The following is a 22,926-nucleotide window of genomic DNA, read 5'->3' on the forward strand; positions in this document are numbered from 1 at the left end:
GTCGGGCTTTGCTCGACGCGTGGTGCGTCACCGTGGAACGCGCGATCCTGACGAACGAAACACCTCCGACCTCACACCCCAGCGTCTTTGCGTGAAGCGATCTTGTCCCGGGTTCATCCGATGAGGCCGAGGGCGGCCAGGGGTCGCAGGCGGTTGCGGGCTGCCTGACGCGGGACGGCGGCGATGTTGGTGTGGACGTCCCGGGGCGGCGGTCGCGCACGGAACCAAGCTTGACGTCTATCCGGCTCTGCTGCTTGTGCGGTGTGGTTGGCCCTGTTTCCCGACGGTGCGTTCGCGTGCACGGTGCTTGTTCTTCATGCCGATTGGCCGGCCCGGGCCTGCTGTGCTGGGTTTCGGTGCACCGGCTGGTGGGGGGCCTTGCCGTGGAGTCAGCGAAATCCTCGGCGGACCCTTGCAGGGGTGAGGCGTCCTTGGCGTGCGGTCCGCCCCCAGGGTCTGCGCAGGTCCTCGGCAAGGGGCCAGGCCAAGCGGAGCCGGGTGTGGGCGGCGATGACCAGCCAGGTCCAGCGGTCGGCGGCGGACGGCTCGCGGAGTTGGGGAGTCGTCCGGCCCAGCGTCTGCTTGAACATCCTGGAGGTGTGTTCCAGGTCGAGTCTGCACAGGAAGGACTGCCGGCTGCCCGGACGACGAGGGCGTCCAGAGCTCACGGGGACTTGCCTGATCGCGCAGTCCGAACGGCACCGAAACCAGGAAGAACACCAGCGGTAGGATAGGTAGCATGAGTGAAGCTACCCGCAAGTACTCCATCACCATGCCGCAGGACATCGCCGAGGCCGCCCGCGACCGCAGCGGCCCCTCCGGCCTCTCCGCCTACGTCGCCGCAGCGGTCGCCCGTCAGGTCGAGCGCGACAATCTCAACGAGCTCATCGCCGTCGCGGAGGCGGAACACAGCCCCATCACCGACGAGGAGATCCAGGCCCTGCGCGACGAGCTCCACCGGGCCCGGCAGCAGCAGGGCTCGGGCCGGGCGGACGCCGCGTGACCCGCACCTCCCCCGCGGTCCCGGGCGGCACCCTCGTCCTGGACAGCGAAGGACTGGCGAAGGCCGTCCTGCGCGACCGCACAGTCACCGCCTGGCTCGCCCTCGCCCGCGCCGATGATCTCCGGGTCATCACCTCCGCAGCCACCCTGGTCGAGGTCATCCACCCCCGGATCAACCGTCCCGCCCTGGAGTGGACCCTCTCCCGGCTGGTCGTGGAACCGGTCACCGACCCGCTCGCCCGGCACGCCGCCACGCTCCTCGCCGACGCCGCGCTTCATGGCCACAAATACGCCATCGACGCCATACTCGCCGCGACCGCACTCTCCGCCCCCGGCCCCACCACCGTGCTCACCTCCGACCCGGAGGACCTCACCACCCTCTGCGGGACGCAGGTCACCGTGATCAAGATCTGACGGGAACCGCTCCACTTGCCTCCTGGAACGCGGCCATCGCGAATCCAATAGCGCAACTGGCACGGAAGCGACCAGTTACCGATCGAGGGTGACGCCGGCTGCGGCAAGCCAGCAGCGGAGGACCGAATACAAACCCTGGACCGATCACCGGCTGGTGCTCGATTCGGTCGCTGACCTCACATCGAATGTGGCGAGGGCCCGGACCTACCTGGCGATCTGCAACCGTCCGGCAGCCCTCAGCTGACGCGCCGGAGGTCGCGCCGCCTGGACCGGTTGGCCGGGCGACGAGCGACGAGCGACGAGCGACGAGCGACGAGCGACGAGCGACGAGCGACGGATAACGACTTTCCGTGTGATCACGAGCTGACTCAATCCCGTCCCGGCGCTCGCCGGCGTCTTCGCGGTGCAGGGTTCTTCGCCTTGAGCTCGACAGTTGACCGAGCAAGCGTCATGACTCTCCGCCAGAACCAGCGTCGGATGAGCGTCAAGACGTTTCTCAACCGCCTCCGCGAAACAGTGGCGAAGTACCTCCCACCCGCGGCCCGCTACGCGAAACCGCAGGTGAGGCACATGGCGTTCACCTACGAAACGCTCCACGTCCTGCACTTCGGAAAACAGGTCGAGCACACCCGACCGCACCGGAGCAGCCTAGGAAAACCGCAGGTCAGATCCCCTTTGCTACAGGCTCCAGAATCGCCACGCACTCCACGTGATGCGTCATCGGGAACAGATCGAACGCCCGCAGCGTCCGCACCTTGTACCCACCGTCCCGGAAGTACGCCAGGTCCCGCGCCAGCGCCGCCGGATCACAGGCGACGTACGCGATGCGGCGGGCGCCCAAGGAGGACAGGTGCTTGACCGTGGCCTTGCCCGCGCCCGCGCGGGGCGGGTCCAGGACGATCAGGTCGCACTCGGTGATGCCTGTGCGCGGCAGGACCTGATCGACCTTGCCGTGCTCGATGCGGACCCGCTCCAGGTCCTTGAGGTTGTGGCGGGCGTCCTCGACCGCGCGCTTGCCGGACTCGATGCCCAGCACCGCGCCCTTCTCGCCGATACGCTGGCCGATCGCTCCCGCGAACAGGCCGACGCCGCAGTAGAGGTCGAGCGCCATGTCGTTCTTGCGGGGCAGCAGGCCCTGCATGACCGCGCGGACCAGGGTGTCGGCGGCCTGCGGGTGGATCTGCCAGAAGCCGCCGGAGCCCACGCGGTACGTACGGTCGTCGGCCCGCTCGCGGACGAAGGCGCGGCCGTGGACCCGGTGGACGCCGCCGTCCTTCTCCTCGACGCGGAGTACGGAGACCGGCTTGTCCAGCTCCACCAGCGGGAGCCGGCCGCCCTCGCGCGGAGTCAGGATGACCTGGCGGTCGTGGGAGCCGGTGGCCGAGATGGCCTCCACGGCGGCCATCTGCGGCCACTCCCGCTTCTCGACGCCGAGTTCCGAGACCCCGGGGGCGGCGATCAGGCAGCGGTCGATCGGCTGGACCTCGTGCGAGCGGTGCTTGCGCAGTCCGGCCCTGCCGTCCTCGTCCACGGCGTACTGGACCCGGGTGCGCCACGCGGGCACCTCGCCCGGCGGGAGCTTGTCACCCTCGGCCGGCATGACGGTGCCGTCCCAGCCGGCCTCCTCGGGGGTGAGGCCCGCGAGCCGCTGAAGCTGCTCGGCAATCACTTCGCCCTTGAGGCGGCGCTGTGCGCCCGGCTTGGCGTGCTGCCAGTCGCAGCCACCGCACTTGCCGGGGCCGGCGTACGGACAGGGGGCCTCGACGCGGTCCTTGGACGCCTCGATGACCGTGACCGCGTCGGCGCGCAGGAAACGGGAGTCGCTCGCGCCCTCCGTGACCCGGGCGACGACCTTCTCGCCGGGCAGGGTGTGGCGCACGAAGAGGACCTGGCCCTCGTCGGTCCGGGCGATGCAGTGGCCGCCGTGCGCTACGGGGCCGACCTCGACCTCGTACTCCTGTCCGACGAGCGACTCCCCGCTCTGCTCCCCGCTCCGGTGCTCCCCGGCCTGCTGCTCCCTGGCCTGCGACGAGGTGGATTCGTTCTGCATGAGGGGGTGGCTCCAGAGATCAAGGGAAACGGGGAACGGCAAAGCGGCCGGACAACAACCTACGAGTCTACGTGGGTGCCGGCCGACCGCTTACCACGAGCGGAGGGGACGCGTCAGCTCTTGGTACCGGACTCCTTGTGGGGCCGCCGTTCGACGGGGCCGCGGCGCACGGATCCGGGCGCGTTCCAGTCCGCCCGCCTCCTCGCCCGCTGCTTCGCCGCCTCCGAGGACTCCAGCTGGTAGGGCACCGAGGTCACCATCACCCCCGGGGTGAACAGCAACCGGCCCTTCAGCCGCAGGGCGCTCTGGTTGTGCAGCAGGTGCTCGTACCAATGGCCGACCACGTACTCGGGGATGTACACACTGATCACATCGCGCGGGCGGTCCTTGCGCAGGCTCTTCACGTACTCGATGACGGGACGGGTCACCTCGCGGTAGGGCGAGTCGAGGATCTTGAGCGGGATGTCGATGCCGCGCCGCTCCCAGTCGTCCTTGAGCGCCTTGGTCTCGTCCGGGTCGACGCTGATGGACAAGGCCTCCAGCTGGTCCGAGCGCACCAGCTTGGCGTACGCGAGTGCCCGTAGCGTGGGCCGGTGGAGCTTGGACACCAGGACGATCGAGTGGACCCGCGAGGGCCTGACGGTGTCGTCGGTCGGGGTGTCGGCCGCCGCGATCTCCTCGGCGACCCGGTCGTAGTGCTTGCGGATCGCGGTCATCGTGCCGAAGAAGATCACCATGCCGAGCAGCGCGACCCAGGCGCCGTGGGTGAACTTGGTGGCCAGGACGACGACGAGGACCAGGCCGGTGAAGAACGCGCCGAACGTGTTGATCGCGCGGGAGCGGACCATGTGCCGGCGCTGCGCCGGGTCCTTCTCGGTGCGCAGGTGGCGGTTCCAGTGCCGCACCATGCCGGTCTGGCTCAGGGTGAAGGAGACGAAGACGCCGACGATGTAGAGCTGGATGAGCCGGGTCGAGTCGGCGCCGTAGATCCAGACGAGCAGGATCGCCGCCCCGGCGAGCAGCACGATGCCGTTGGAGAAGGCCAGCCGGTCACCGCGCGTGTGCAGTTGGCGCGGCAGGTAACGGTCCTGGGCGAGGATCGAGCCGAGCAGCGGGAAACCGTTGTACGCGGTGTTGGCCGCGAGGAAGAGCACGAGCGCGGTGGCCGCGGCCAGCAGGACGAAGAAGAACGTACCGTCACCGAAGACGGCGGCGGCCACCTGGGAGATGACCGGGTCCTGGACGAAGCCGGCTCCGACCGCCGTCCCGTTGTGGATCAGATCCTGCGCGGGGTTCTCCGCCATCTTCACGTCGGTGGCCATGGCGAGGCCGATGATGCCGCAGAACATGGTGACGGCGAGCAGTCCCATCGCCGCGAGGGTGGTGGCGGCGTTCTTGCTCTTCGGCTTGCGGAAGGCGGGCACGCCGTTGCTGATCGCCTCGACGCCGGTGAGCGCGGCGCAGCCGGAGGAGAAGGCGCGCAGGAGCAGGAAGACGAGGGCGAAGCCCGCCAGTCCCTGCTGCTCGGGGCGGATCTCGTAGCTCGAGGTCGGCGCGTGCATGGTCTCCCCGAGGACGAGTCCGCGGAACGCGCCCCAGAGGATCATGGCGAAGACCCCGGCCACGAACAGGTAGGTCGGGATGGCGAAGAGCTTTCCGGACTCCTTCACACCGCGCAGGTTCATCAGCGTCAGCAGGACGATGGCACCGATGGCGCAGAGCGTCTTGTGTTCGACGACGAAGGGGATCGCGGAGCCCAGGTTCTCGACGCCCGAGGCGATCGACACGGCGACGGTGAGGACGTAGTCGACGAGGAGGGCGCTCGCGACGGTGAGCCCCGCCTTGGGACCGAGGTTGGTGTTGGCGACCTCGTAGTCGCCGCCGCCGCTGGGGTAGGCGCGCACGTTCTGCCGGTAGGAGGCGACGACCGTGAACATGAGGACCACGACGGCGACCGCGATCCACGGGCTGAAGTGGTAGGCCGACACGCCCGCGATGGAGAGCACGAGGAGAACCTCTCCCGGTGCGTACGCCACGGAGGACAGCGGGTCGGATGCGAAGACGGGGAGCGCGATGCGCTTCGGGAGAAGTGTTTCCCCCAGCTTGTCGCTGCGCAGCGCCCGGCCGATCAGGATCCGTTTGGGCACGTCGGTCAGTTTGGACACGGTGAGGATCGTAAACGCTGTCGAGACACGCCGCCGAGGCACCACCCCTTCGGCCCGCGGAAAACCTTCATAGTTACCCGTCCTCACGGGAAAGTCCATGGAATCCTTAACGAAATCCTTGCGGCCGGCCCGGGACGACCGGACCCCCGGCGGGTCCCGTCCGCTCCTGACCGCACGACGGCGCAGTACGCGCGGTGCACACGGGCCCGGCGGGGCGCGCCACCACGACTCTCGGTGGGCCCGAGCCGCGCCGCCGTCGGATGGGGTCCGCGGTCCGGGCCGGAAGGGGCCCCCGGCCCCGGCGGCCCTTTCGCGAGGTCCGCTTTGCCCGTCGCCGCCGGGGATACGCACACTCGGATGAGGCGGAGGAAGCGCGGCCGCATAAGCTCGACCCCGGGCAACGCCATCGGTGGTTGCCCCGTTGTTTGCCCCGCAAGCGGAGAGAGAGATGTGAGCAGGGTGTTTTCGCAGGTCATCCGGACGACCAGGACGGCGAGGTAGGCGCAAGGTGCACATCGTCATCATGGGCTGCGGGCGTGTCGGCTCCGCTCTCGCGCAGACCCTGGAGCAGCAGGGGCACACGGTCGCCGTGATCGACCAGGACCCCACGGCGTTCCGCCGTCTCGGTTCCGGATTCGGCGGTCGGCGGGTCAGCGGGGTCGGTTTCGACCAGGACACCCTGCGCGAGGCGGGGATCGAGGAGGCCGGGGCCTTCGCCGCGGTCAGCAGCGGCGACAACTCCAACATCATCGCGGCCCGCGTGGCCCGCGAGATGTTCGGCGTCGAGAACGTCGCGGCCCGCATCTACGACCCCCGTCGTGCCGAGGTCTACCAGCGGCTCGGCATCCCCACCGTGGCCACGGTCCGGTGGACGGCGGACCAGATGCTGCGACGACTGCTGCCCTCGGGCGCGGAGCCGCTGTGGCGGGACCCGAGCGGCGGTGTGCAGCTCGCGGAGGTGCACACCACGCCTGCCTGGATCGGCCACAAGATCAGCACACTGCAGGAGGAGACGGGCGTCCGTGTCGCCTTCCTCACCCGGTTGGGTGAGGCCATACTGCCGACGTCGCAGACGGTTCTGCAGGAGGGCGATCTGGTCCACGTGATGATGCGTACGGACGAGATCGCGAAGGTCGAGGCGGCCTTTGCCCAAGGTCCCGAGGAGGGCGGTCACTGATGCGCGTGTCGATTGCCGGGGCGGGCGCGGTAGGACGTTCCATCGCGGCCGAGCTCCTGGAGAACGGGCATGAGGTACTGCTGATCGACAAGGCACCGACCGCCATCTCGGTGGAGCGGGTACCAATGGCCGAGTGGCTCCTCGCGGACGCCTGCGAGATCACCTCGCTCGACGAGGCCGCGCTGCAGCGGTGCAACGTGGTGATCGCCGCGACCGGTGACGACAAGGTCAACCTGGTCGTCTCCCTGCTCGCCAAGACCGAGTACGGAGTCCCCCGGGTCGTCGCCCGGGTGAACAACCCGAAGAACGAGTGGCTGTTCAACGAGTCCTGGGGCGTGGACGTCGCGGTCTCGACGCCGCGCCTGATGTCCGCCCTGGTCGAGGAGGCGGTGAGCGTCGGCGATCTGGTCCGGCTGCTGCGCTTCAGTCATGGCGACGCCAACCTCGTCGAGCTGACGCTGCCCCCGGAGTCGGCGCTGGCCGGCACCCGGGTCAGCGATGTGGCCTGGCCCGAGGACACGTCGCTGGTCACCATCATCCGCGGTACGCGCGTCCTGACGCCGAACGCCGAGGAGACCCTGGAGGCGGGTGACGAGCTGCTGTTCGTGGCGGCCCAGGCGCGCGAGGAGCAACTGGAGGACCTGCTGTCGGTCCGCCGGGAGTCCGCCGGCGACTGAGCGGCGCGCGGAAGACTGCCCGGAGCGGCGGGCCGGAGACCGACGAGCTCCGCGGTCAGGGGCACGGAAGCACCGGGCGGCGCGCCCCGGGCGGATGGGCGACGGCGCGTCCCCGGACGGCCGGCCGGGCGCCCGTCGTGGGAAGCGCCGGACGGTGCGCCCCCGGGTGGACCGGAGAGCATGTCCCGCGCACGGCCGGACGGTGCGCCCCGGCACGACCGGGTCCGCGCGCCCGGGCCACAAAGGGCCCGGAACCGTTCCCACGGTTCCGGGCCCTTCTCCGTGTAGGCCCCGGTGTCCTAACTCAGACACCAGCCGCAAAGTAGCGGAGTGATCACGCGCTCGCCGCTGTGGCGGCCCGCTCGTCGTGTTCACGCAGCATCCGCATGACGGTGGCAGGTGAGGGGTGCTGGCCCTTCTTCGCGCCCGTTGTGATGACCAGCCGCTTGGCGATGTCGCGCAGGCTCATCTCCTGATCGCGCAGGTGAAGGGCCATGGACAGCATGTCTTCGTCGGTGACGCCCGCGCCGCCGATGGTCTTGCCGCGCTTGCGGGCGGACTCGTGGCCTTCGAGGGTGCGGTCGCGGATGTACTCGCGCTCCATGCCGGACATGGCCGCGAGCACGGTGAACACGATGCCGGACGGGTCGTGCGAGCCCTTCAGCTCCCCAGTGAGGAACTCCAGACCGACGTCGCTCGCCTTCAGTTCCTCGGCGAGCATGGCGAGTTCGATGCCGCGGCCGAGCTGCTTGTGCTCGTGGACGACAAGGGTCACAGCGACTCCGGAGGAGCGGATCTCCCCGGCGAACTTCACGGCGGCCTCCAACTCGGGGCGCCGGGTGGCGCGGGTGGAGATCTTCTCCGAGAAGACCCGGGTCACCCCGGCTTCGGCGAGGGAGTCAAGCTGTGCGTCGAGGGATTGGCGGGCGGTGGAGGCGCGGGCGTAACCGAGGCGGACGTGCCCGACCGGTTCGGCGCCGGCGCTCACCGGCCGGGGCAACTCGGTCCACACCGACCCCGGCTTGCGTATGGCAGGGGTCGGCACGCTGAGCGCCTTGGCGAGTTGGGGCACGAGGCGGAAGCGGGCGGTGTGGTACTGGACGGCCACCTTGCCCTTGCCGGTGCGGCAGGGGGAGCCCGCGGGGGCGGCACAGGTGGACATCGGGCAGTTGTGCCATTCCACGTGCTTGGAGTCATCGCTCACGACCCCAGATCGTTTCATGAGGGTGTTTCAGGCGTCCAGCCATTGCAACAACTCATGAAACATGATCGCCGCAGGTGGACCGCCGGGCGTCCGGGTGTTTCATGAGCGACCACCTATGAAACGCCCCCTGCGGATCGAATGCGGTTGGGAAATTGTCAAGATGTCGACCCCTCGGAGGATCTCAGCCCTGGGAATTATGCAGCGTTTCGCGCCACCTGGCCGGAGCAATAAGAGAACAGTGCCGTCAGGCGTGACGGTGGACATCGTGACGGAAGCGATGCGGCAAGACCTGGGGCCGTCGTGACCCGCTCAGTCGGTTTCGGATGTCTGTCGAGGGTGGGTGGAGTAGACCTGGTGCCAGTGCTCGGCCGAGCGGACCAGGTCGTCGATGACGTGGCGGAGGAACTGGCTCGTGTTCTCCAGTCGGGCACCGGCAGGGGTGGTGACGCCAAGCTTCCGGGCTCCGGCCGCGCAGGCTTCGGCGATCCGGGTCTGGTTGCGCGCGCCGGCCATGATGGATGTGAACACCGCGTCGTCTTCGATGACGTAGCGCTCGGCGCGGCTGCGGGGGTCGCGCTCGCGCTTGACGAGTGCCTGGTTCTCCAAATAAGCGATGGCCTTGGAGATGGAGGCCGGACTGACCCGCAGGCGTCGCACGAGGTCCGCAGAGGTGAGGCCGCCGCTGTCGGTGGTGAACAGCGCGGCGAGCACCTTGGCCATCATCTGCGGGAGCCCGGCCTGAATCATCAGCTCCACGCTCTGCGCGCCCACCTCGTCCACGATCCGCGGATCGCGCCCGCCGAGGTCGCCCCTTCCCGGTGAGGTCGCCGACGCGGGGGTCCTGCGCTGATGCATGTGCCCTGCGCCCACTCGGTGTGCCGCCTCGGCGCGGTAGCCGCGCGGCCCGCCATTGCGCATCACCTCGCGGGTGACAGTCGAAGTCGGCCGCCCGATGCGGCGGCCGATGGCGGCGTAGGTCAGCTCCTCGCGCAGCCCCGCGGCGATCTGCTGCCGGTCCTGGAGCGTGAGTCGGTCGCCGGGCATTGGGCGTCCTCCACTGTTCGACGTCCGAACCAGCTTAATGCAACGCCCTCCCGTTGCATTATCTGGAACCCATCGTGCAACGATTTACCTTATCTACCTGCGTTTATGTCGTTGCTTCATGTGAACATGATTGACGAATCAATGTATGCAACGCAACTATTACTGAAGCATGAAGGCCAGCTGAACGCTCATCGACGGAAGCGAACCCATGACCACCAACCTCGGTCCCCCCGCCCTCTCGGCGACCGCAGTACGCAAGGCGTACGGCGACCACATGGTGCTGAGCGGCATCGACCTCGGCATCTCTGCAGGATCGGTCTTCGCGCTACTCGGGCCGAACGGCGCAGGCAAGACCACCATGGTGCAAATCCTGTCCACGCTCATCCGCGCTGACGCCGGCGACATCCAGGTCGCCGGCCACGACGTGGTCCGTGACCCGGAGGCGGTCCGTGCCGCGATCGGCGTCACCGGCCAGTTCTCCGCGGTTGACGGCTTCCTCTCCGGCGAGGAGAACCTGCTCCTGATGGCCGACCTGCACCACCTGCCCCGCCAGGAACGGCGGCAGTGCGTCACCGACCTGCTGGCGCGATTCGACCTGGTGGACGCGGCCCGCAAGCCCGCGGTGACGTACTCCGGCGGGATGCGCCGCCGCCTGGACCTCGCGATGACGCTGGTCGGCCGACCGCGGGTGATCTTCCTCGACGAGCCGACCACCGGCCTCGACCCGCGCAGCAGGCGGACCATGTGGGAAATCATCCGCCGACTGGTGACCGACGAAGGCGTCACGATCTTCCTCACCACCCAGTACCTCGACGAGGCCGACCAGCTCGCCGACCGGATCGCGGTGCTGCACCAGGGAAAGATCGTCGCCCAGGGCACGGCAGAGGAGCTCAAGCGGCAGGTCGGCGGCGGCCACATCACCCTGCGGTTCGCCGATGCATGCGGCCACGACTACGCGGCCCAGACCCTGGACGTGGTGTCCCGCGACGATGAGGCACTCACTCTGCAGGTCGCCGGCCAGGGCGACGTCCAGTCGTTGCGCGTACTCCTTGACTGGCTCGACCGCGTCTCGATCACCGTAGAAGAACTCCAGGTTCACACCCCCGATCTCGACGATGTCTTCTTTGCGCTGACAGGCAACCCCGTGGCGGAACAGGAGCCCGTCCGATGAGCAGCGCCACCCACGCCTTCACCGATTCGATGACCATGCTGCGCCGCCAGTTGCGGCACATGCTGCGCTACCCGACGCTCACCCTCACCGCCGCCGGGGTCCCGGTGGTCTTCCTGCTGCTGTTCGTCTACGTCCTCGGAGGCATCCTCGGTAGCGGCCTCGGCGGACCGTCGGGCGGCCGGGACACCTACGTGAACTACGTCGTCCCCGGCGTCATCCTGATGACCGCGGCTACCGCGGCCCAGGGCACCGCGATCTCGGTAGCCCTCGACATGACCGAGGGCATCGTCGCCCGGTTCCGCACCATGGCCATCGCCCGGGTCTCGGTGCTCACCGGCCACGTGCTGGGCAGCCTGGCCCAGACCCTGCTGAGCATGGCCATCGTCACCGGCATCGCACTGCTGGTGGGCTTCGAGCCCACCGCAGACTTCGGCGAATGGCTCGGCGTGATCGGCGTGCTCGTGCTGATCATCTTCGCCCTCACCTGGCTGTCTGTCGCGCTGGCCATCATGGCCAAGAGCGTCGCAGCCGCGAGCAACATGCTGACACCACTGATGATCCTGCCGATGATGGGCAGCGGATTCGTCCCCACCGACTCGATGCCCGCCGGGCTTCAATGGTTCGCCGACTACCAGCCGTTCACCCCGTTCATCGAGACCCTGCGCGGGCTGCTGATGGGGACCCCGATCGGCAACAACGCGATTCTCGCCATCGGCTGGTGCGCCCTGATCGCCCTGGGCGGCTACCTGTGGGCCAAGAAGCTCTACAACCGTGAGCCCACGCAGTGAGCGGCTTAGTTGTCGGCTATTGACCACCTGGCCGGTCGAGATGAGTCCGCTCGGATTCGAGGCCGGCTCGGAGGGTCGGGCGCCGGGTCAATGAAACCCGGCGGGCGTTGATCTTCTGGACCAAGGCGATCAGCAGGTCGACCAAGGCGTCCGTGATCTCCGCCTGCCGGGACAAGCACCGCGCCGCGAGCAGGGTGATCCGTACGTCCTCGCTCGTGTCGCGGAAGTCCGAGGGGTACATCTTGATCGCCCGTGCCCGCCAGGCGGCCACCAGCTTCTCCGAGCAGTCCGCGACAGCCCATCGGGCAGCCCGAGCTTGCGCATGTCGTTGAGCTTGGTGATCTCCGTGAGTAGGGAGTCCAGGCCGACCGCGCCAGGGTCGCGCTTGAGCGCGGCCAGCAGGGCGGTACCCGACTCGTTGTCCTCTGCCACCAGGGACAGCAGTCGAGCCGTACCCGCCTCTCCCAGGCGGCCGATCGTGCGGGCGCATAACGTCTTCTCCCACCTGCCTCGCGCCGCGACGAGGACCTTCTCGACCCGGGTCCGACCCGGCGGCTCGATCTTCCGAGCCCGGCACTCGACCAGCAGGGCCTCGCGCTGCCGGTCCTCCACCAGCTCGACCGGACAGACCTCCACGACCAGCCATTCCGCCAGCGCCTTCTCGTCCGCGACCGTCGACGGCCGGAACCCCAGGGCCTCGCGGATCTGCTTCCGGTGGTATTCGGCAGTCCGGCCGACCAGCGTGTACTTCGCGAAGTCGGTAGCCGGGACCTTCACCCGATCGGCGACGTACTCCACCGCGGCCGGCGGGACCTCTTCCAGCACATCGGGAAACCGGCCCTCCAGCTCGAAGAACTTCAGCAACAGGCTGAAGCCGAGCCGGGTCGCCCCGCTCTTGTTCGCCACCAAGCCCCAGTCACCGTCTACCAGCGTCCAGTTCGCCAATAGCTCCTCTGGCGACCACTCTTGCCGCACGCCCGCTCCTTTGGCCTCGATCACTCGATCAGACCAACGACGGTGCCCAAGACCGGGAAACGGGATTCGCCTTGCTACCCACGACCTACTTTGCGGCTGGTGTCCGAGCTAGGACACCGAGGCCGTGTACGCGTGCTGCCGCTCAGGCCTCGTAGCCGCGGGCCTCGGCAGCCTGCGCCGCCTGCGCGTCGCGCGCCGCCTTGCGGGCCTTCTCGGCCTCCTCCTCCGCCTCCATCTCGGCGAAGACGTCGATGGGTGGCGGCGCCTTGGCGAGGAAGACCCAGGTCAGGTACACCGCGAGCAGGAACGGCGGGATCTTGAGCGCGACCAGCACCCAGCCCAGCTGCGCCGTGTCCGCCCACCAGTACAGCGGGAAGAGAATCGCGCACTTGGCGAGGAGGATCAGCCCCCAGGCGTAGCTCGCCTTCGCGTAGGCCTTCTTCCGGCCGGGGTTCCTCGTCCGCCAGGAGAGGTTCTCCTTGAAGACCGGGCCGAGGATCAGGCCGATGAGCGGCACCCCGGCTGCGCTCGTGACGAGGTAGGCGAGTGCCAGGCCGAGCGTGTACAGCATGCCCGGCAGGTAGAAGTCCTTGGCGTTGCCCGTCATCATCGCGAAGACCACACCGAAGGCCACACCGAAGACACCGCTGAAGGCGTGCTTGACGGTGTCCCTGCGGACCAGCCGTACGACGACGAGGACCAGCGAGACGGCGAGGGCGGCGATGGCCGAGACGTGCAGGTTCTTGTCGATCGTGAAGATCGTGACAAAGAGCAGCCCGGGCAGGACTGTCTCCACCATGCCGCGCACCCCGCCGAAGGCCTCGAAGAGCGCTGCCTCCGTGACCGCCTTGGCGGCGGCGTCCTGCTGGTCGGTGCGGTGGGACTGGTCCGTGTCGGACGTCGGCTTGTCGTAAGACGTCACCGGCTACTCCTTGCCGAGCGGTCGGAGTTCGTATTTGGGATTGAACAGCACCCGGCGCCCGTGGCTCATGGCGATGCGGCCGGAGGCGATGAGCTTGCGGCCCGGCTCGATGCCGACGATGGAACGCCGGCCCAGCCAGACCACGTCGAGCGGCGCCGTGCCGTCGAAGAGCTCCGCCTCCAGTGCGGGCACTCCGGCCCGCGGGCGCAGGGTGACGGTCCGCAAGGTACCAGTCACTTTGACGATCTGCCGGTCCGTGCACTCGGAGATGCGGGTACAGCCCGAGGCGTGCGCGTCCTTCCGCAGCTCCTCGGACTCCAGGTCCTCCTGGGAGCTGGACAGCCGGCCGAGCATGCGGCGGAAGCGGCCGGACGGCTTCTCCGCCCTGCCTGACTTCTCGAATCGGGGAACAGCGCTCATACCCGAAGGGTACCGGTCCCCTGTGGTACGAGCGGGGCGGCCAGGATGTCACCCGGACGGGCGACACGCTCGGACGGGACCGGGTTCAGCCGCGCTCGAAGCGGTAGCCCATGCCCGGCTCGGTCACGAAGTGCCGGGGGTGCGCGGGATCGGTCTCCAGCTTTCGGCGCAGCTGCGCCATGTAGACCCGCAGATAGTTGGTCTCCGTGCCGTAGGAGGGGCCCCAGACCTCCTGCAGCAGCTGCTTCTGGCCGACGAGGCGGCCGGCGTTGCGGACGAGGACCTCCAGCAGGTGCCACTCCGTCGGGGTGAGCCGCACGTCCCGGCCCTCCCTGTGGACCTTCTTCGCCGCCAGGTCCACCGTGAACCCCTCGGTCTCCACCACCCCGAGGTCGCCTGCGCCGTCAGGACCGACCGGTTCGGCACGGCGTACCGCCGCGCGCAGGCGGGCCAGCAGTTCGTCCATGCCGAAGGGCTTGGTGACGTAGTCGTCGGCACCGGCGTCCAGGGCTTCGACCTTCTCGTCGGAGGTGTGACGGGCGGAGAGCACGAGGATCGGCACGCGGGTCCAGCCGCGCAGGCCGCTGATCACCTCGACGCCGTCCATGTCCGGGAGTCCGAGGTCGAGGACGACGACGTCGGGGTGGCGGGCGGCGGCGAGCTGCAGGGCGGTCGCCCCGTCGGGCGCCGCGTCCACCTCGTAGCCGCGCGCCTTCAGATTGATCACGAGGGCCCGTACGATCTGCGGCTCGTCGTCCACCACAAGCACCCGGGTCATCGGGGCCCTGCCTTTCCTGAATGTGTGTAGGGGGCGGCGGTGTGCCCCGGGTGCCTCATGAGGTGACGTGCACGGGCAGCCCGGGGCCGTCCCGCACGTGCCCGCGTGCCGCCTTCAGCGTGAGGACCATCGTGAGTCCGCCGCCGGGGGTGTCCTCGGCGTCCAGCGTGCCGCCCATGGACTCCACGAAGCCGCGGGCGACGGCGAGCCCGAGGCCGACCCCCGCGCCGCGCGGGGCGTCGCCGTACCGCTGGAAGGGTTCGAAGATGCGCCCCTTGCCCTCGTCGGGGACGCCTCGGCCCCGGTCGGCCACCCGCAGTTCGACGCGTCCGCCCAGGGCGCTGGCGGCGACGGTGACGCGCTCCCGGTCCGGGCTGTACTTGACCGCGTTCTCGACGATGTTGGCGACGGCCCGCTCCAGGAGCCCCGGGTCGACGGCGACCATCGGGAGCGTCTCGGGGATGTCGAGGTCGACGCTGCCCTCGGGTACGCCGCCCAGGGCCATGGGGACGACCTCGTCGAGATCGATCTCGCGGATCAGGGGGGTGACGGTGCCGGTCTGCAGGCGTGACATGTCGAGCAGGTTGCCGACCAGGTGGTCGAGGCGGTCGGCGCCGTCCTCGATGCCCGCCAGGAGCTCGGCCTCGTCCGCGTCGGACCAGGACACGTCGTCGGAGCGCAGGGAGCTGACGGCGGCCTTGATGGCGGCCAGGGGGGTGCGCAGGTCGTGGCTGACGGCGGCGAGCAGGGCCGTCCTGATCCGGTTGCCCTCGGCGAGGCGGCGGGCGCCCTCGGCCTGGTCCACCAGCCGCTGGCGGTCCAGTACGACGGCGGCCTGCGCGGCGAACGCCCCGAGCACCCGGCGGTCCTCGGCGGGCAGTACGCGGCCGGAGAGGGCGAGGGCCATGTGGTCGCCGACGGGCATGTCCACGTCCGCGTCCTCGGGCCGGGCCACCGGGGCGGGCCCGACGGATCCGGCGCAGGTCCACGGCTCCACGTCGCTCTGCCGCTCCAGCAGCGCGACGGACTCCATGGCGAAGGTCTCCCGGACGCGGTCCAGGAGGGCGTCCAGGGCCGTCTCGCCGCGCAGGACGCTTCCGGCCAGGGCCGAGAGGATCTCCGACTCGGCCCGCAGCCGTGCGGCCTGATGGGTCCTGCGGGCCGCCAGGTCCACGACCGAGGCCACCGCGACGGCCACCGCGAAGAAGATCACGATGGCGACGAAGTTCTCCGGGTCCTGCACGGTCAGGGTGTGGGTGGGGGGCGTGAACCAGTAGTTGAGGAGCAGCGAGCCGGCCGCGGCCGAGGCGAGTGCGGGGGCCAGCCCGCCGAGCAGGGCGGCGCCGACGGTCATGAAGAGGAAGAGCAGGACGTCGTTGGCGAGCCCGGGTCCGTTCTCCAGCCCCCTCAGGAGCAGGGTCAGGGCCACCGGTCCGCCGACGCCGACCGCCCACCCCCACAGGATGCGGGTGCGGCTGAGCCGGGCGCCGCGGGCGATGGGCAGTCCGCGCCCCTTGGCCACTTCCTCGTGCGTGACGATGTGGACGTCCAGGTCCGGGCCGGACTCACGGGCGACGGTGGCGCCGACGCCGGGCCCGTAGACGTACTGCCATGCCTTGCGGCGGCTGGATCCGAGGACGATCTGGGTGGCGTTGACGCCACGGGCGAAGGCCAGCAGGGCGGAGGGGATGTCGTCGCCGATGACGTGGTGGAAGGTGCCGCCGAGGTCCTCGACGAGCGTGCGCTGGACGGCGAGTTCCTTGGGCGAGGCGGAGGTCAGTCCGTCGCTTCGGGCGATGTAGACGGCGAGGATCTCGCTGCCGGAGCCCTTGGCCGCCATCCGGGACGCGCGTCGGATGAGCGTACGGCCCTCGGGGCCGCCGGTCAGGCCTACGACGATGCGCTCGCGGGCCTGCCAGGGGGTGCTGATGTCGTGCTCGCCCCGGTACTGCTGGAGGTACTCGTCGACCCGGTCGGCGACCCAGAGGAGGGCGAGTTCCCGAAGGGCGGTGAGGTTGCCGGGGCGGAAGTAGTTGGAGAGGGCCGCGTCGACCCTGTCGGACCGGTAGATGTTGCCGTGGGCCATGCGCCGGCGCAGTGCCTGGGGCGACATGTCGACGAGCTCCACCTGGTCGGCCCTGCGGGCCACCTCGTCGGGAATGGTCTCCTGCTGGCGTACGCCCGTTATCGCCTCGACGACGTCGCCGAGGGACTCCAGGTGCTGGATGTTGACGGTGGAGATCACGTCGATGCCGGCCTGCAGGAGCTCCTCGACGTCCTGCCAGCGCTTGGCGTTGCGGGACCCCGGCACGTTGGTGTGGGCGAGCTCGTCCACCAGCGCCACGGCCGGCGCGCGCTCCAGGACGGCGTCGACGTCCATCTCGCGGAACACGGCGGAGCGGTACTCGATGGCGCGGCGGGGTACCTGCTCCAGGCCGTGCAGCAGCACCTCGGTGCGGGGCCGCTCGTGGTGCTCCACGAAACCGACGACGCAGTCCGTGCCACGCTCCACCCGGCGGTGGGCCTCGGACAGCATCGCGTACGTCTTGCCGACCCCCGGTGCCGAGCCCAGGTAGATCCGTAGCGTGCCGCGTGCCATGGCCCCATTGTCTTCTCTGAACGGCTCCCGCCGACGCGGGAGCCACTTCAGAAGCTACCCCGGGCATCTCCGCCGTGCGGGCCCCGGGTCGGCTGCCGGGTCCGTATTGACAGGATTCTGACGCGGGCAGGGGCGCCCCCGCGCGTGCCGCGGCACGCGGGCACTCCGCTCCGGTCTCGGGCTTCTCGCCCCCGCCGCCCCGCTACCCGTGCTCGACGATGTGCCCGTCGCTCAGTTCCAGGACCCGGTCGGCGAAGCCGAGCAACTGGGGGTCGTGGGTGGCGACGAGTACGGTGACGCCCTCGCCGCGCACGACGGCCCGCAGCAGTTCCATGACCGCGAGGCCCGTCTCCGCGTCGAGCTGCCCGGTCGGCTCGTCGGCGATCAGCAGCGCGGGCCGGTTGGCGAGCGCGCGGGCGATGGCGACGCGCTGCTGCTGCCCGCCGGAGAGCTCACCGGGCCGCTGCCGGGCGTGGTCGGCGAGGCCCACCAGGGAGAGCAGCAGGGCCACCCGTTCCTCACGCTCGCGCGGGTCGGCCTTGCGCAGCCGCATGGGTACGCCGACGTTCTCCGCCGCGCTGAGGATCGGGATCAGGCCGAACGACTGGAAGATGAACCCGATCCGCTCCCGGCGCAGCTCCAGCAGTCCGTCCTCACCCAGCTCGGACAGGACGGTGCCGTCGACGGTGATCCGGCCCTCGTCCGGGCTGTCGAGGCCGCCGACCAGGTTGAGCAGCGTCGTCTTGCCGGATCCGGAGCGGCCCTTGAGCGCGACGAGCTCCCCGCGCGGGACCTCGAAGGAGACCCCGCGCAGGGCGTGTACGGCGGTGGCGCCGGTCCCGAACGAGCGGTGCAGGTTCTCCACCCGCACCATGGGCCCGCCGGCCGGGCTCTCGGCCAATGCCGTGCCGCTCTGTCCGCCGGTGCTCCGTGTCATCGCTCTCCCCCGTGCGTACGCGCCGTACGTACCGCTCCTTGATCGCCGCCAGTATGTCCGTGGGGCGGTCGGCCGGGCAATGCTTCGGGGGACTACGGGCTCTCAGGGGTCGGCGAGCGGTCTACCAGCTCCTTCAGGGCGATGTTGAGTTCGAGGACGTTGACCCGCGGCTCCCCCATGAATCCGAGGATCCGGCCGTCCGTGTGCTCCCGTACGAGCCGGACGACGCGGTCGGCGGGCAGATGGTTCCGGGCTGCGACGCGGGGGGCCTGGAGTTCGGCGTAGGCCGGCGAGATGTGCGGGTCGAGGCCCGACCCGGAGGAGGTGACGGCGTCGGCGGGTATGTCGGCGGGGTCGACCGGGCGGCCGGGGACGGAGTTGTCCGCGACGACGGCGGCCTTGGCCGCGGTGACCCGTGCGATCAGCTCCTCGTTGTCGGCGGACAGGTTGGTGGCACCGGAGAGGAGCAGCCGGTAGCGCGTGTTGACGCTGTTGGTGCCCAGGCCCTCGGACGGGCGGGGCTGGAACCAGGTGAGGTCCGGTTCCGCCGTCTCCTGCCCGTCCGCGAGCGGCAGGTCGTAGCGCTGGCCTATGAGGCTCGAACCGACGGTCCTGCCGTCCACGGAGACTGCGGAGCCGTTGGCCTTGCCGGGGAAGAGTGCCTGGGCGAGGCCGGTGACGGCGAGCGGATAGACGACTCCGCAGAGGACGGTCAGGACGAGCAGGGCGCGCAGCCCCGCTCCGAGGAGTCGGGCGGTGGTTCCCGCGGAAGTGTTCATGACGGTCAGCAGGCTCCGGTTTCAGCGCAGTCCGGGAATGAGGGTGAGGAGGAGGTCGATGATCTTGATGCCGGCGAAGGGGACGACCAGCCCGCCGAGCCCGTACACGCCGAGGTTGCGGCGGAGCATCCGGTCGGCTCCGGCCGGCCGGTAGCGGACGCCCTTCAGAGCGAGCGGCACCAGCGCGACGATGATCAGCGCGTTGAAGATCACGGCCGAGAGGATCGCGGTCCGGGGCGAGGACAGGCCCATGATGTCGAGCCGCTCCAGGCCCGGGTACACGGCGGCGAACATCGCCGGGATGATCGCGAAGTACTTCGCGACGTCGTTGGCGATCGAGAACGTGGTCAGGGCGCCCCTGGTGATCAGCAGTTGCTTGCCGATGGCGACGATCTCGATCAGTTTGGTCGGGTCGGAGTCCAGGTCCACCATGTTCCCGGCCTCCTTGGCCGCCGAGGTGCCGGTGTTCATGGCGACGCCGACGTCCGCCCGGGCCAGCGCGGGGGCGTCGTTGGTCCCGTCCCCGGTCATCGCGACGAGCCTGCCGCCGGCCTGCTCCCGTTCGATGAGGGCCATCTTGTCCTCGGGCGTCGCCTCGGCGAGGAAGTCGTCGACCCCCGCCTCCTCGGCGATCGCCTTCGCGGTCAGCGGGTTGTCCCCGGTGATCATGACGGTGCGGATGCCCATGCGGCGCAGCTCGGCGAACCGTTCCGGCATCCCGGGCTTGACGACGTCCTTGAGGTGGATCACGCCCAGCACCCGGGCGCCACGGTGGTCGTCCACGGCCACCAGCAGCGGGGTGCCGCCGGCCTCCGCGATCCGGGAGGTGAGCGGTCCCGCGTCCGGCGGCACGCTTCCGCCGCGTCCGGTGACCCAGGCGATGACGGAGCCGGCGGCGCCCTTGCGTACCCGGCGGTCCGCGAGGTCCACGCCGGACATCCGGGTCTGCGCGGTGAAGGCCACCCACTCGGCACCCTCCGGCTTCCCCCGGCGGGGTTCCCCGGGTTCGCGGCACTCCTCGGCGAGTGCCACGACCGAGCGGCCCTCCGGCGTCCCGTCCGCCAGCGACGACAGCCGGGCGGCCTCGGCGAGTTCGGCCTCCGTGACCCCCTCCACGGGCAGGAACCCGGCGGCCTGTCTGCTGCCCAGCGTGATGGTCCCCGTCTTGTCGAGCAGCAGGGTGGACACGTCTCCCGCGGCCTCGACGGCGCGCCCCGACATGGCGAGGACGTTGCGCTGGACGAGGCGGTCCATACCGGCGATCCCGATGGCGGAGAGCAGCGCCCCGATGGTCGTCGGGATGAGGCACACCAGCAGGGCCGTCAGCACGATGACCGACTGCTCCTGGCCCGCGTACACGGCGAACGGCTGCAAGGTCACGACCGCCAGCAGGAAGACGACGGTGAGCGAGGCGAGGAGGATGTTGAGCGCGATCTCGTTGGGGGTCTTCTGCCGGGCGGCGCCCTCCACCAGTGCGATCATCCGGTCGATGAAGGTCTCGCCCGGCCTGGTGGTGATCCTCACGACGATCCGGTCGGAGAGGACCCTCGTCCCGCCGGTGACGGCGCTGCGGTCGCCGCCCGACTCCCGGATCACGGGTGCGGACTCCCCCGTGATCGCCGACTCGTCGACGCTCGCCACACCCTCGACGACGTCACCGTCGCCGGGCACGAGGTCGCCGGCCTCGCAGACCACCAGGTCGCCGACGCGCAGGTCGGTGCCGGGGACGCGCTCCTCGTTCCCGCCGATGACACGGCGTGCGACCGTTCCGGTCCGCGCCCTGCGCAGGGACTCCGCCTGCGCCTTGCCGCGGCCCTCCGCCACCGCCTCGGCGAGGTTCGCGAAGACCGTGGTCAGCCACAGCCAGGCGGTGACGGCCCAGCCGAACCAGTCGGTGGGATCGAGCGCCGCGAGGACCGTGGTGAGCACGGATCCGATCAGCACCACGAACATCACCGGGGAGGAGACCATGACCCGGGGATCGAGTTTGCGCACCGCTTCGGGGAGCGACCGCACCAGTTGCCGGGCGTCGAAGAGTCCGGCGGCGGCCCGCCCGCTGTCCGGGCCCCCTCCGGTGGCCGCGTCCTGCGCCGGTTTTCGGGCCGGTTTCTGGGCCGGAGTGATGAGGGACATCGGGTCCTCCCGCTCGGAGAAGTCGGTCATGACGCCAGCCCTTCGGCCAGCGGTCCCAGCGCGAGGGCCGGGAAGTAGGTCAGACCGGTGACGATCATGAGGGTGCAGACGAGCAGCCCGCTGAAGAGGGGCCGGTGCGTCCCGAGGGTCCCGGCGGTCGGGGGTACGGGACGCTGCCGGGCCAGTGAGCCGGCCAGTGCCAGGACGAAGACCATCGGCAGGAAGCGGCCGAGCAGCATCACGATGCCGAGGGTGGTGTTGAACCACTGGGTGTCCGCGTCGAGGCCCGCGAACGCGGAGCCGTTGTTGTTGGCGCCCGAGGTGTAGGCGTAGAGGATCTCGGAGAAGCCGTGCGCCCCCGGGTTCCTCATGGAGGTGGCCGGTGTCGGCAGGGCCATGGCGACCGCGGTGGAGCCGAGGACCAGGGCGGGAGTGATCAGGATGTAGCACGCCGCGAACTTGATCTCGCGGATGCCGATCTTCTTGCCGAGGTACTCGGGCGTCCGGCCCACCATCAGCCCCGCGAGGAACACCGTGACGACGGCCATGACCAGCATGCCGTAGAGCCCCGAACCGACACCTCCGGGCGCGACCTCGCCGAGCTGCATGCCCAGCATGGTGATCCCGCCGCCCAGGCCCGTGTACGAGGAGTGGAAGGAGTTGACCGCTCCGGTGGAGGTCAAGGTGGTGGCCACGGCGAAGAGCGACGATCCGGCGATGCCGAACCGTGTCTCCTTGCCCTCCATCGCCCCGCCCGCGATGTCCGACGCGGGCCCGTGGTGGGCGAATTCGGTCCACATCATCAGGGCCGTGAAGCCCAGCCAGACGGCCGCCATGGCCGCCAGGATCGCGTACCCCTGTCTCGGTGAGCCGGTCATCCGGCCGAAGGTCCGGGTCAGTGCGGACGGGATGACCAGGATGAGGAAGATCTCGAACAGGTTGGACAGTCCGCCGGGGTTCTCGTACGGGTGGGCGGAGTTGGCGTTGAAGTAGCCGCCGCCGTTCGTCCCGAGCTCCTTGATGACCTCCTGGGAGGCGACGGCGCCGCCGTTCCACTGCTGGGCACCGCCGGTGAACTGCCCGACCTCGTGGATGCCGGAGAAGTTCTGGATGACGCCGGTGGCGACCAGGACGACCGCCCCCGCCACGGAGAGGGGCAGGAGGATCCGTACGACGCCGCGCACGAGGTCGGCCCAGAAGTTGCCGAGGGCCCCCGTGCGGGCGGTGAAGCCCCGCACCAGGGCCACCGCCACGGCCATGCCGACCGCCGCGGAGACGAAGTTCTGCACCGCCAGGCCGCCGGTCTGGAGGACGTGGCCCATGGCCTGCTCGCCCGCGTACGACTGCCAGTTGGTGTTGGTGACGAAGGACGCCGCCGTGTTGAACGCCTGGTCGGGACCGATCGAGGCGAAGCCGAGCGACCCGGGCAGCAGGCCCTGGAGCCGCTGCAGCAGGTAGAGGAAGAGGACGCTCACGGCCGAGAACGCGAGAACGCCGCGCAGATAGGCGGGCCAGCGCATCTCGGTGCCGGGGTCGACACCCACGGCCCGGTAGACCCACTTCTCGGCCCGCAGGTGCTGCGAGGAGGAGTAGACCCGGGCCATGTGGTCGCCGAGCGGACGGTGGGCCAGTGCCAGGGCCGCGACGAGCGCGAGCAACTGGAGGGCACCGGCGAGGACGGGGCTCATACC

General features: G+C 69.9%; 19 protein-coding genes and 1 pseudogene. 6 read left to right on the top strand and 14 right to left on the bottom strand.

The features are described from left to right. Positions 1–237 precede the first annotated feature (237 nt). Positions 238–632: pseudogene (locus ACH4VO_RS12150) on the bottom strand (transposase); the annotation flags it as partial. Between the two features lie 107 nt (positions 633–739). Between ACH4VO_RS12150 and ACH4VO_RS12155 the strand changes: the two are divergent. Both ACH4VO_RS12155 and ACH4VO_RS12160 read left to right on the top strand, forming a co-directional pair. Further along, complete coding sequence (locus ACH4VO_RS12155) at positions 740–1,003, top strand: CopG family transcriptional regulator (protein WP_360988118.1); 264 nt, start codon at positions 740–742, stop codon at positions 1,001–1,003. Next, positions 1,000–1,416, top strand: a complete 417-nt coding sequence (locus ACH4VO_RS12160; RefSeq protein ID WP_360988120.1) for a PIN domain-containing protein — start codon at positions 1,000–1,002, stop codon at positions 1,414–1,416. The genes ACH4VO_RS12155 and ACH4VO_RS12160 overlap by 4 nt, the downstream gene beginning before the upstream one ends. 664 nt (positions 1,417–2,080) lie before the next feature. On the opposite strand, the gene ACH4VO_RS12165 is transcribed toward ACH4VO_RS12160, so the two are convergent. After that, the gene (locus ACH4VO_RS12165) at positions 2,081–3,466 is read right to left on the bottom strand and encodes a TRAM domain-containing protein (protein WP_360988122.1); all 1,386 of its coding nucleotides are present in this window, start codon (positions 3,464–3,466) and stop codon (positions 2,081–2,083) included. Positions 3,467–3,579: 113 nt separating this feature from the next. Next, positions 3,580–5,631 carry an APC family permease gene (locus ACH4VO_RS12170; protein WP_360988124.1) on the bottom strand — a complete coding sequence of 684 codons (2,052 nt, stop codon included), beginning with the start codon at positions 5,629–5,631 and terminating at the stop codon, positions 3,580–3,582. A gap of 508 nt (positions 5,632–6,139) precedes the next feature. On the opposite strand from ACH4VO_RS12170, the gene ACH4VO_RS12175 reads away from it, so the two are divergent. Continuing rightward, a complete protein-coding gene (locus tag ACH4VO_RS12175) occupies positions 6,140–6,808 on the top strand; it encodes a TrkA family potassium uptake protein (RefSeq protein WP_360988126.1) in 669 nt (222 codons plus the stop codon). Continuing rightward, entirely contained in the window at positions 6,808–7,485 is a 678-nt protein-coding gene (locus ACH4VO_RS12180; protein ID WP_360988128.1) for a TrkA family potassium uptake protein, read from the top strand. The genes ACH4VO_RS12175 and ACH4VO_RS12180 overlap by 1 nt, the downstream gene beginning before the upstream one ends. Positions 7,486–7,819: 334 nt before the next feature. On the opposite strand, the gene ACH4VO_RS12185 is transcribed toward ACH4VO_RS12180, so the two are convergent. Beyond that, the gene (locus ACH4VO_RS12185; RefSeq protein WP_360988130.1) at positions 7,820–8,689 is read right to left on the bottom strand and encodes a recombinase family protein; all 870 of its coding nucleotides are present in this window, start codon (positions 8,687–8,689) and stop codon (positions 7,820–7,822) included. A 309-nt stretch (positions 8,690–8,998) separates the two neighbouring features. After that, entirely contained in the window at positions 8,999–9,733 is a 735-nt protein-coding gene (locus tag ACH4VO_RS12190; protein ID WP_360988132.1) for a helix-turn-helix domain-containing protein, read from the bottom strand. 208 nt (positions 9,734–9,941) lie between these two features. On the opposite strand from ACH4VO_RS12190, the gene ACH4VO_RS12195 reads away from it, so the two are divergent. Together ACH4VO_RS12195 and ACH4VO_RS12200 are read left to right on the top strand one after the other, a co-directional pair. Then, positions 9,942–10,904: an ATP-binding cassette domain-containing protein gene (locus ACH4VO_RS12195; protein ID WP_360988134.1), complete on the top strand. Its 963-nt coding sequence runs from the start codon at positions 9,942–9,944 to the stop codon at positions 10,902–10,904. After that, entirely contained in the window at positions 10,901–11,692 is a 792-nt protein-coding gene (locus ACH4VO_RS12200; RefSeq protein ID WP_360988136.1) for an ABC transporter permease, read from the top strand. The genes ACH4VO_RS12195 and ACH4VO_RS12200 overlap by 4 nt, the downstream gene beginning before the upstream one ends. Before the next feature lie 129 nt (positions 11,693–11,821). Here the strand turns inward: ACH4VO_RS12200 and ACH4VO_RS12205 are convergent, their stop codons facing one another. The 9 genes from ACH4VO_RS12205 to kdpA form a co-directional block, all read right to left on the bottom strand. Further along, positions 11,822–12,667 (bottom strand): DUF4158 domain-containing protein, encoded by an 846-nt coding sequence (locus ACH4VO_RS12205; RefSeq protein ID WP_360988138.1) that lies wholly within the window; start codon positions 12,665–12,667, stop codon positions 11,822–11,824. A 142-nt stretch (positions 12,668–12,809) separates the two neighbouring features. Beyond that, complete coding sequence (locus ACH4VO_RS12210; protein ID WP_360988140.1) at positions 12,810–13,589, bottom strand: DUF3159 domain-containing protein; 780 nt, start codon at positions 13,587–13,589, stop codon at positions 12,810–12,812. A 3-nt stretch (positions 13,590–13,592) separates the two neighbouring features. Then, entirely contained in the window at positions 13,593–14,009 is a 417-nt protein-coding gene (locus ACH4VO_RS12215) for an OB-fold nucleic acid binding domain-containing protein (protein ID WP_360988142.1), read from the bottom strand. An 85-nt stretch (positions 14,010–14,094) separates the two neighbouring features. Next, positions 14,095–14,787 (bottom strand): response regulator, encoded by a 693-nt coding sequence (locus ACH4VO_RS12220; protein WP_360988144.1) that lies wholly within the window; start codon positions 14,785–14,787, stop codon positions 14,095–14,097. Positions 14,788–14,842: 55 nt separating this feature from the next. Next, positions 14,843–17,386 carry a DUF4118 domain-containing protein gene (locus tag ACH4VO_RS12225; RefSeq protein ID WP_360988146.1) on the bottom strand — a complete coding sequence of 848 codons (2,544 nt, stop codon included), beginning with the start codon at positions 17,384–17,386 and terminating at the stop codon, positions 14,843–14,845. Positions 17,387–17,588: 202 nt separating this feature from the next. Further along, on the bottom strand, positions 17,589–18,323 hold the full coding sequence (locus ACH4VO_RS12230) for an ABC transporter ATP-binding protein (protein ID WP_360988148.1): 735 nt from the start codon (positions 18,321–18,323) through the stop codon (positions 17,589–17,591). Between the two features lie 92 nt (positions 18,324–18,415). After that, entirely contained in the window at positions 18,416–19,102 is a 687-nt protein-coding gene (locus tag ACH4VO_RS12235; RefSeq protein WP_360988150.1) for a potassium-transporting ATPase subunit C, read from the bottom strand. 21 nt (positions 19,103–19,123) lie between these two features. Continuing rightward, the gene (gene kdpB / locus ACH4VO_RS12240; protein ID WP_398440934.1) at positions 19,124–21,265 is read right to left on the bottom strand and encodes a potassium-transporting ATPase subunit KdpB; all 2,142 of its coding nucleotides are present in this window, start codon (positions 21,263–21,265) and stop codon (positions 19,124–19,126) included. Next, positions 21,262–22,923 (bottom strand): potassium-transporting ATPase subunit KdpA, encoded by a 1,662-nt coding sequence (gene kdpA / locus ACH4VO_RS12245; protein WP_360988152.1) that lies wholly within the window; start codon positions 22,921–22,923, stop codon positions 21,262–21,264. Before kdpA ends, kdpB begins: the two co-directional genes overlap by 4 nt. Positions 22,924–22,926 lie beyond the last annotated feature (3 nt).

The sequence above is a fragment of the Streptomyces sp. NPDC020780 genome, assembly GCF_044334475.1.
In the GTDB taxonomy this organism is placed as follows: Bacteria; Actinomycetota; Actinomycetes; order Streptomycetales; family Streptomycetaceae; genus Streptomyces.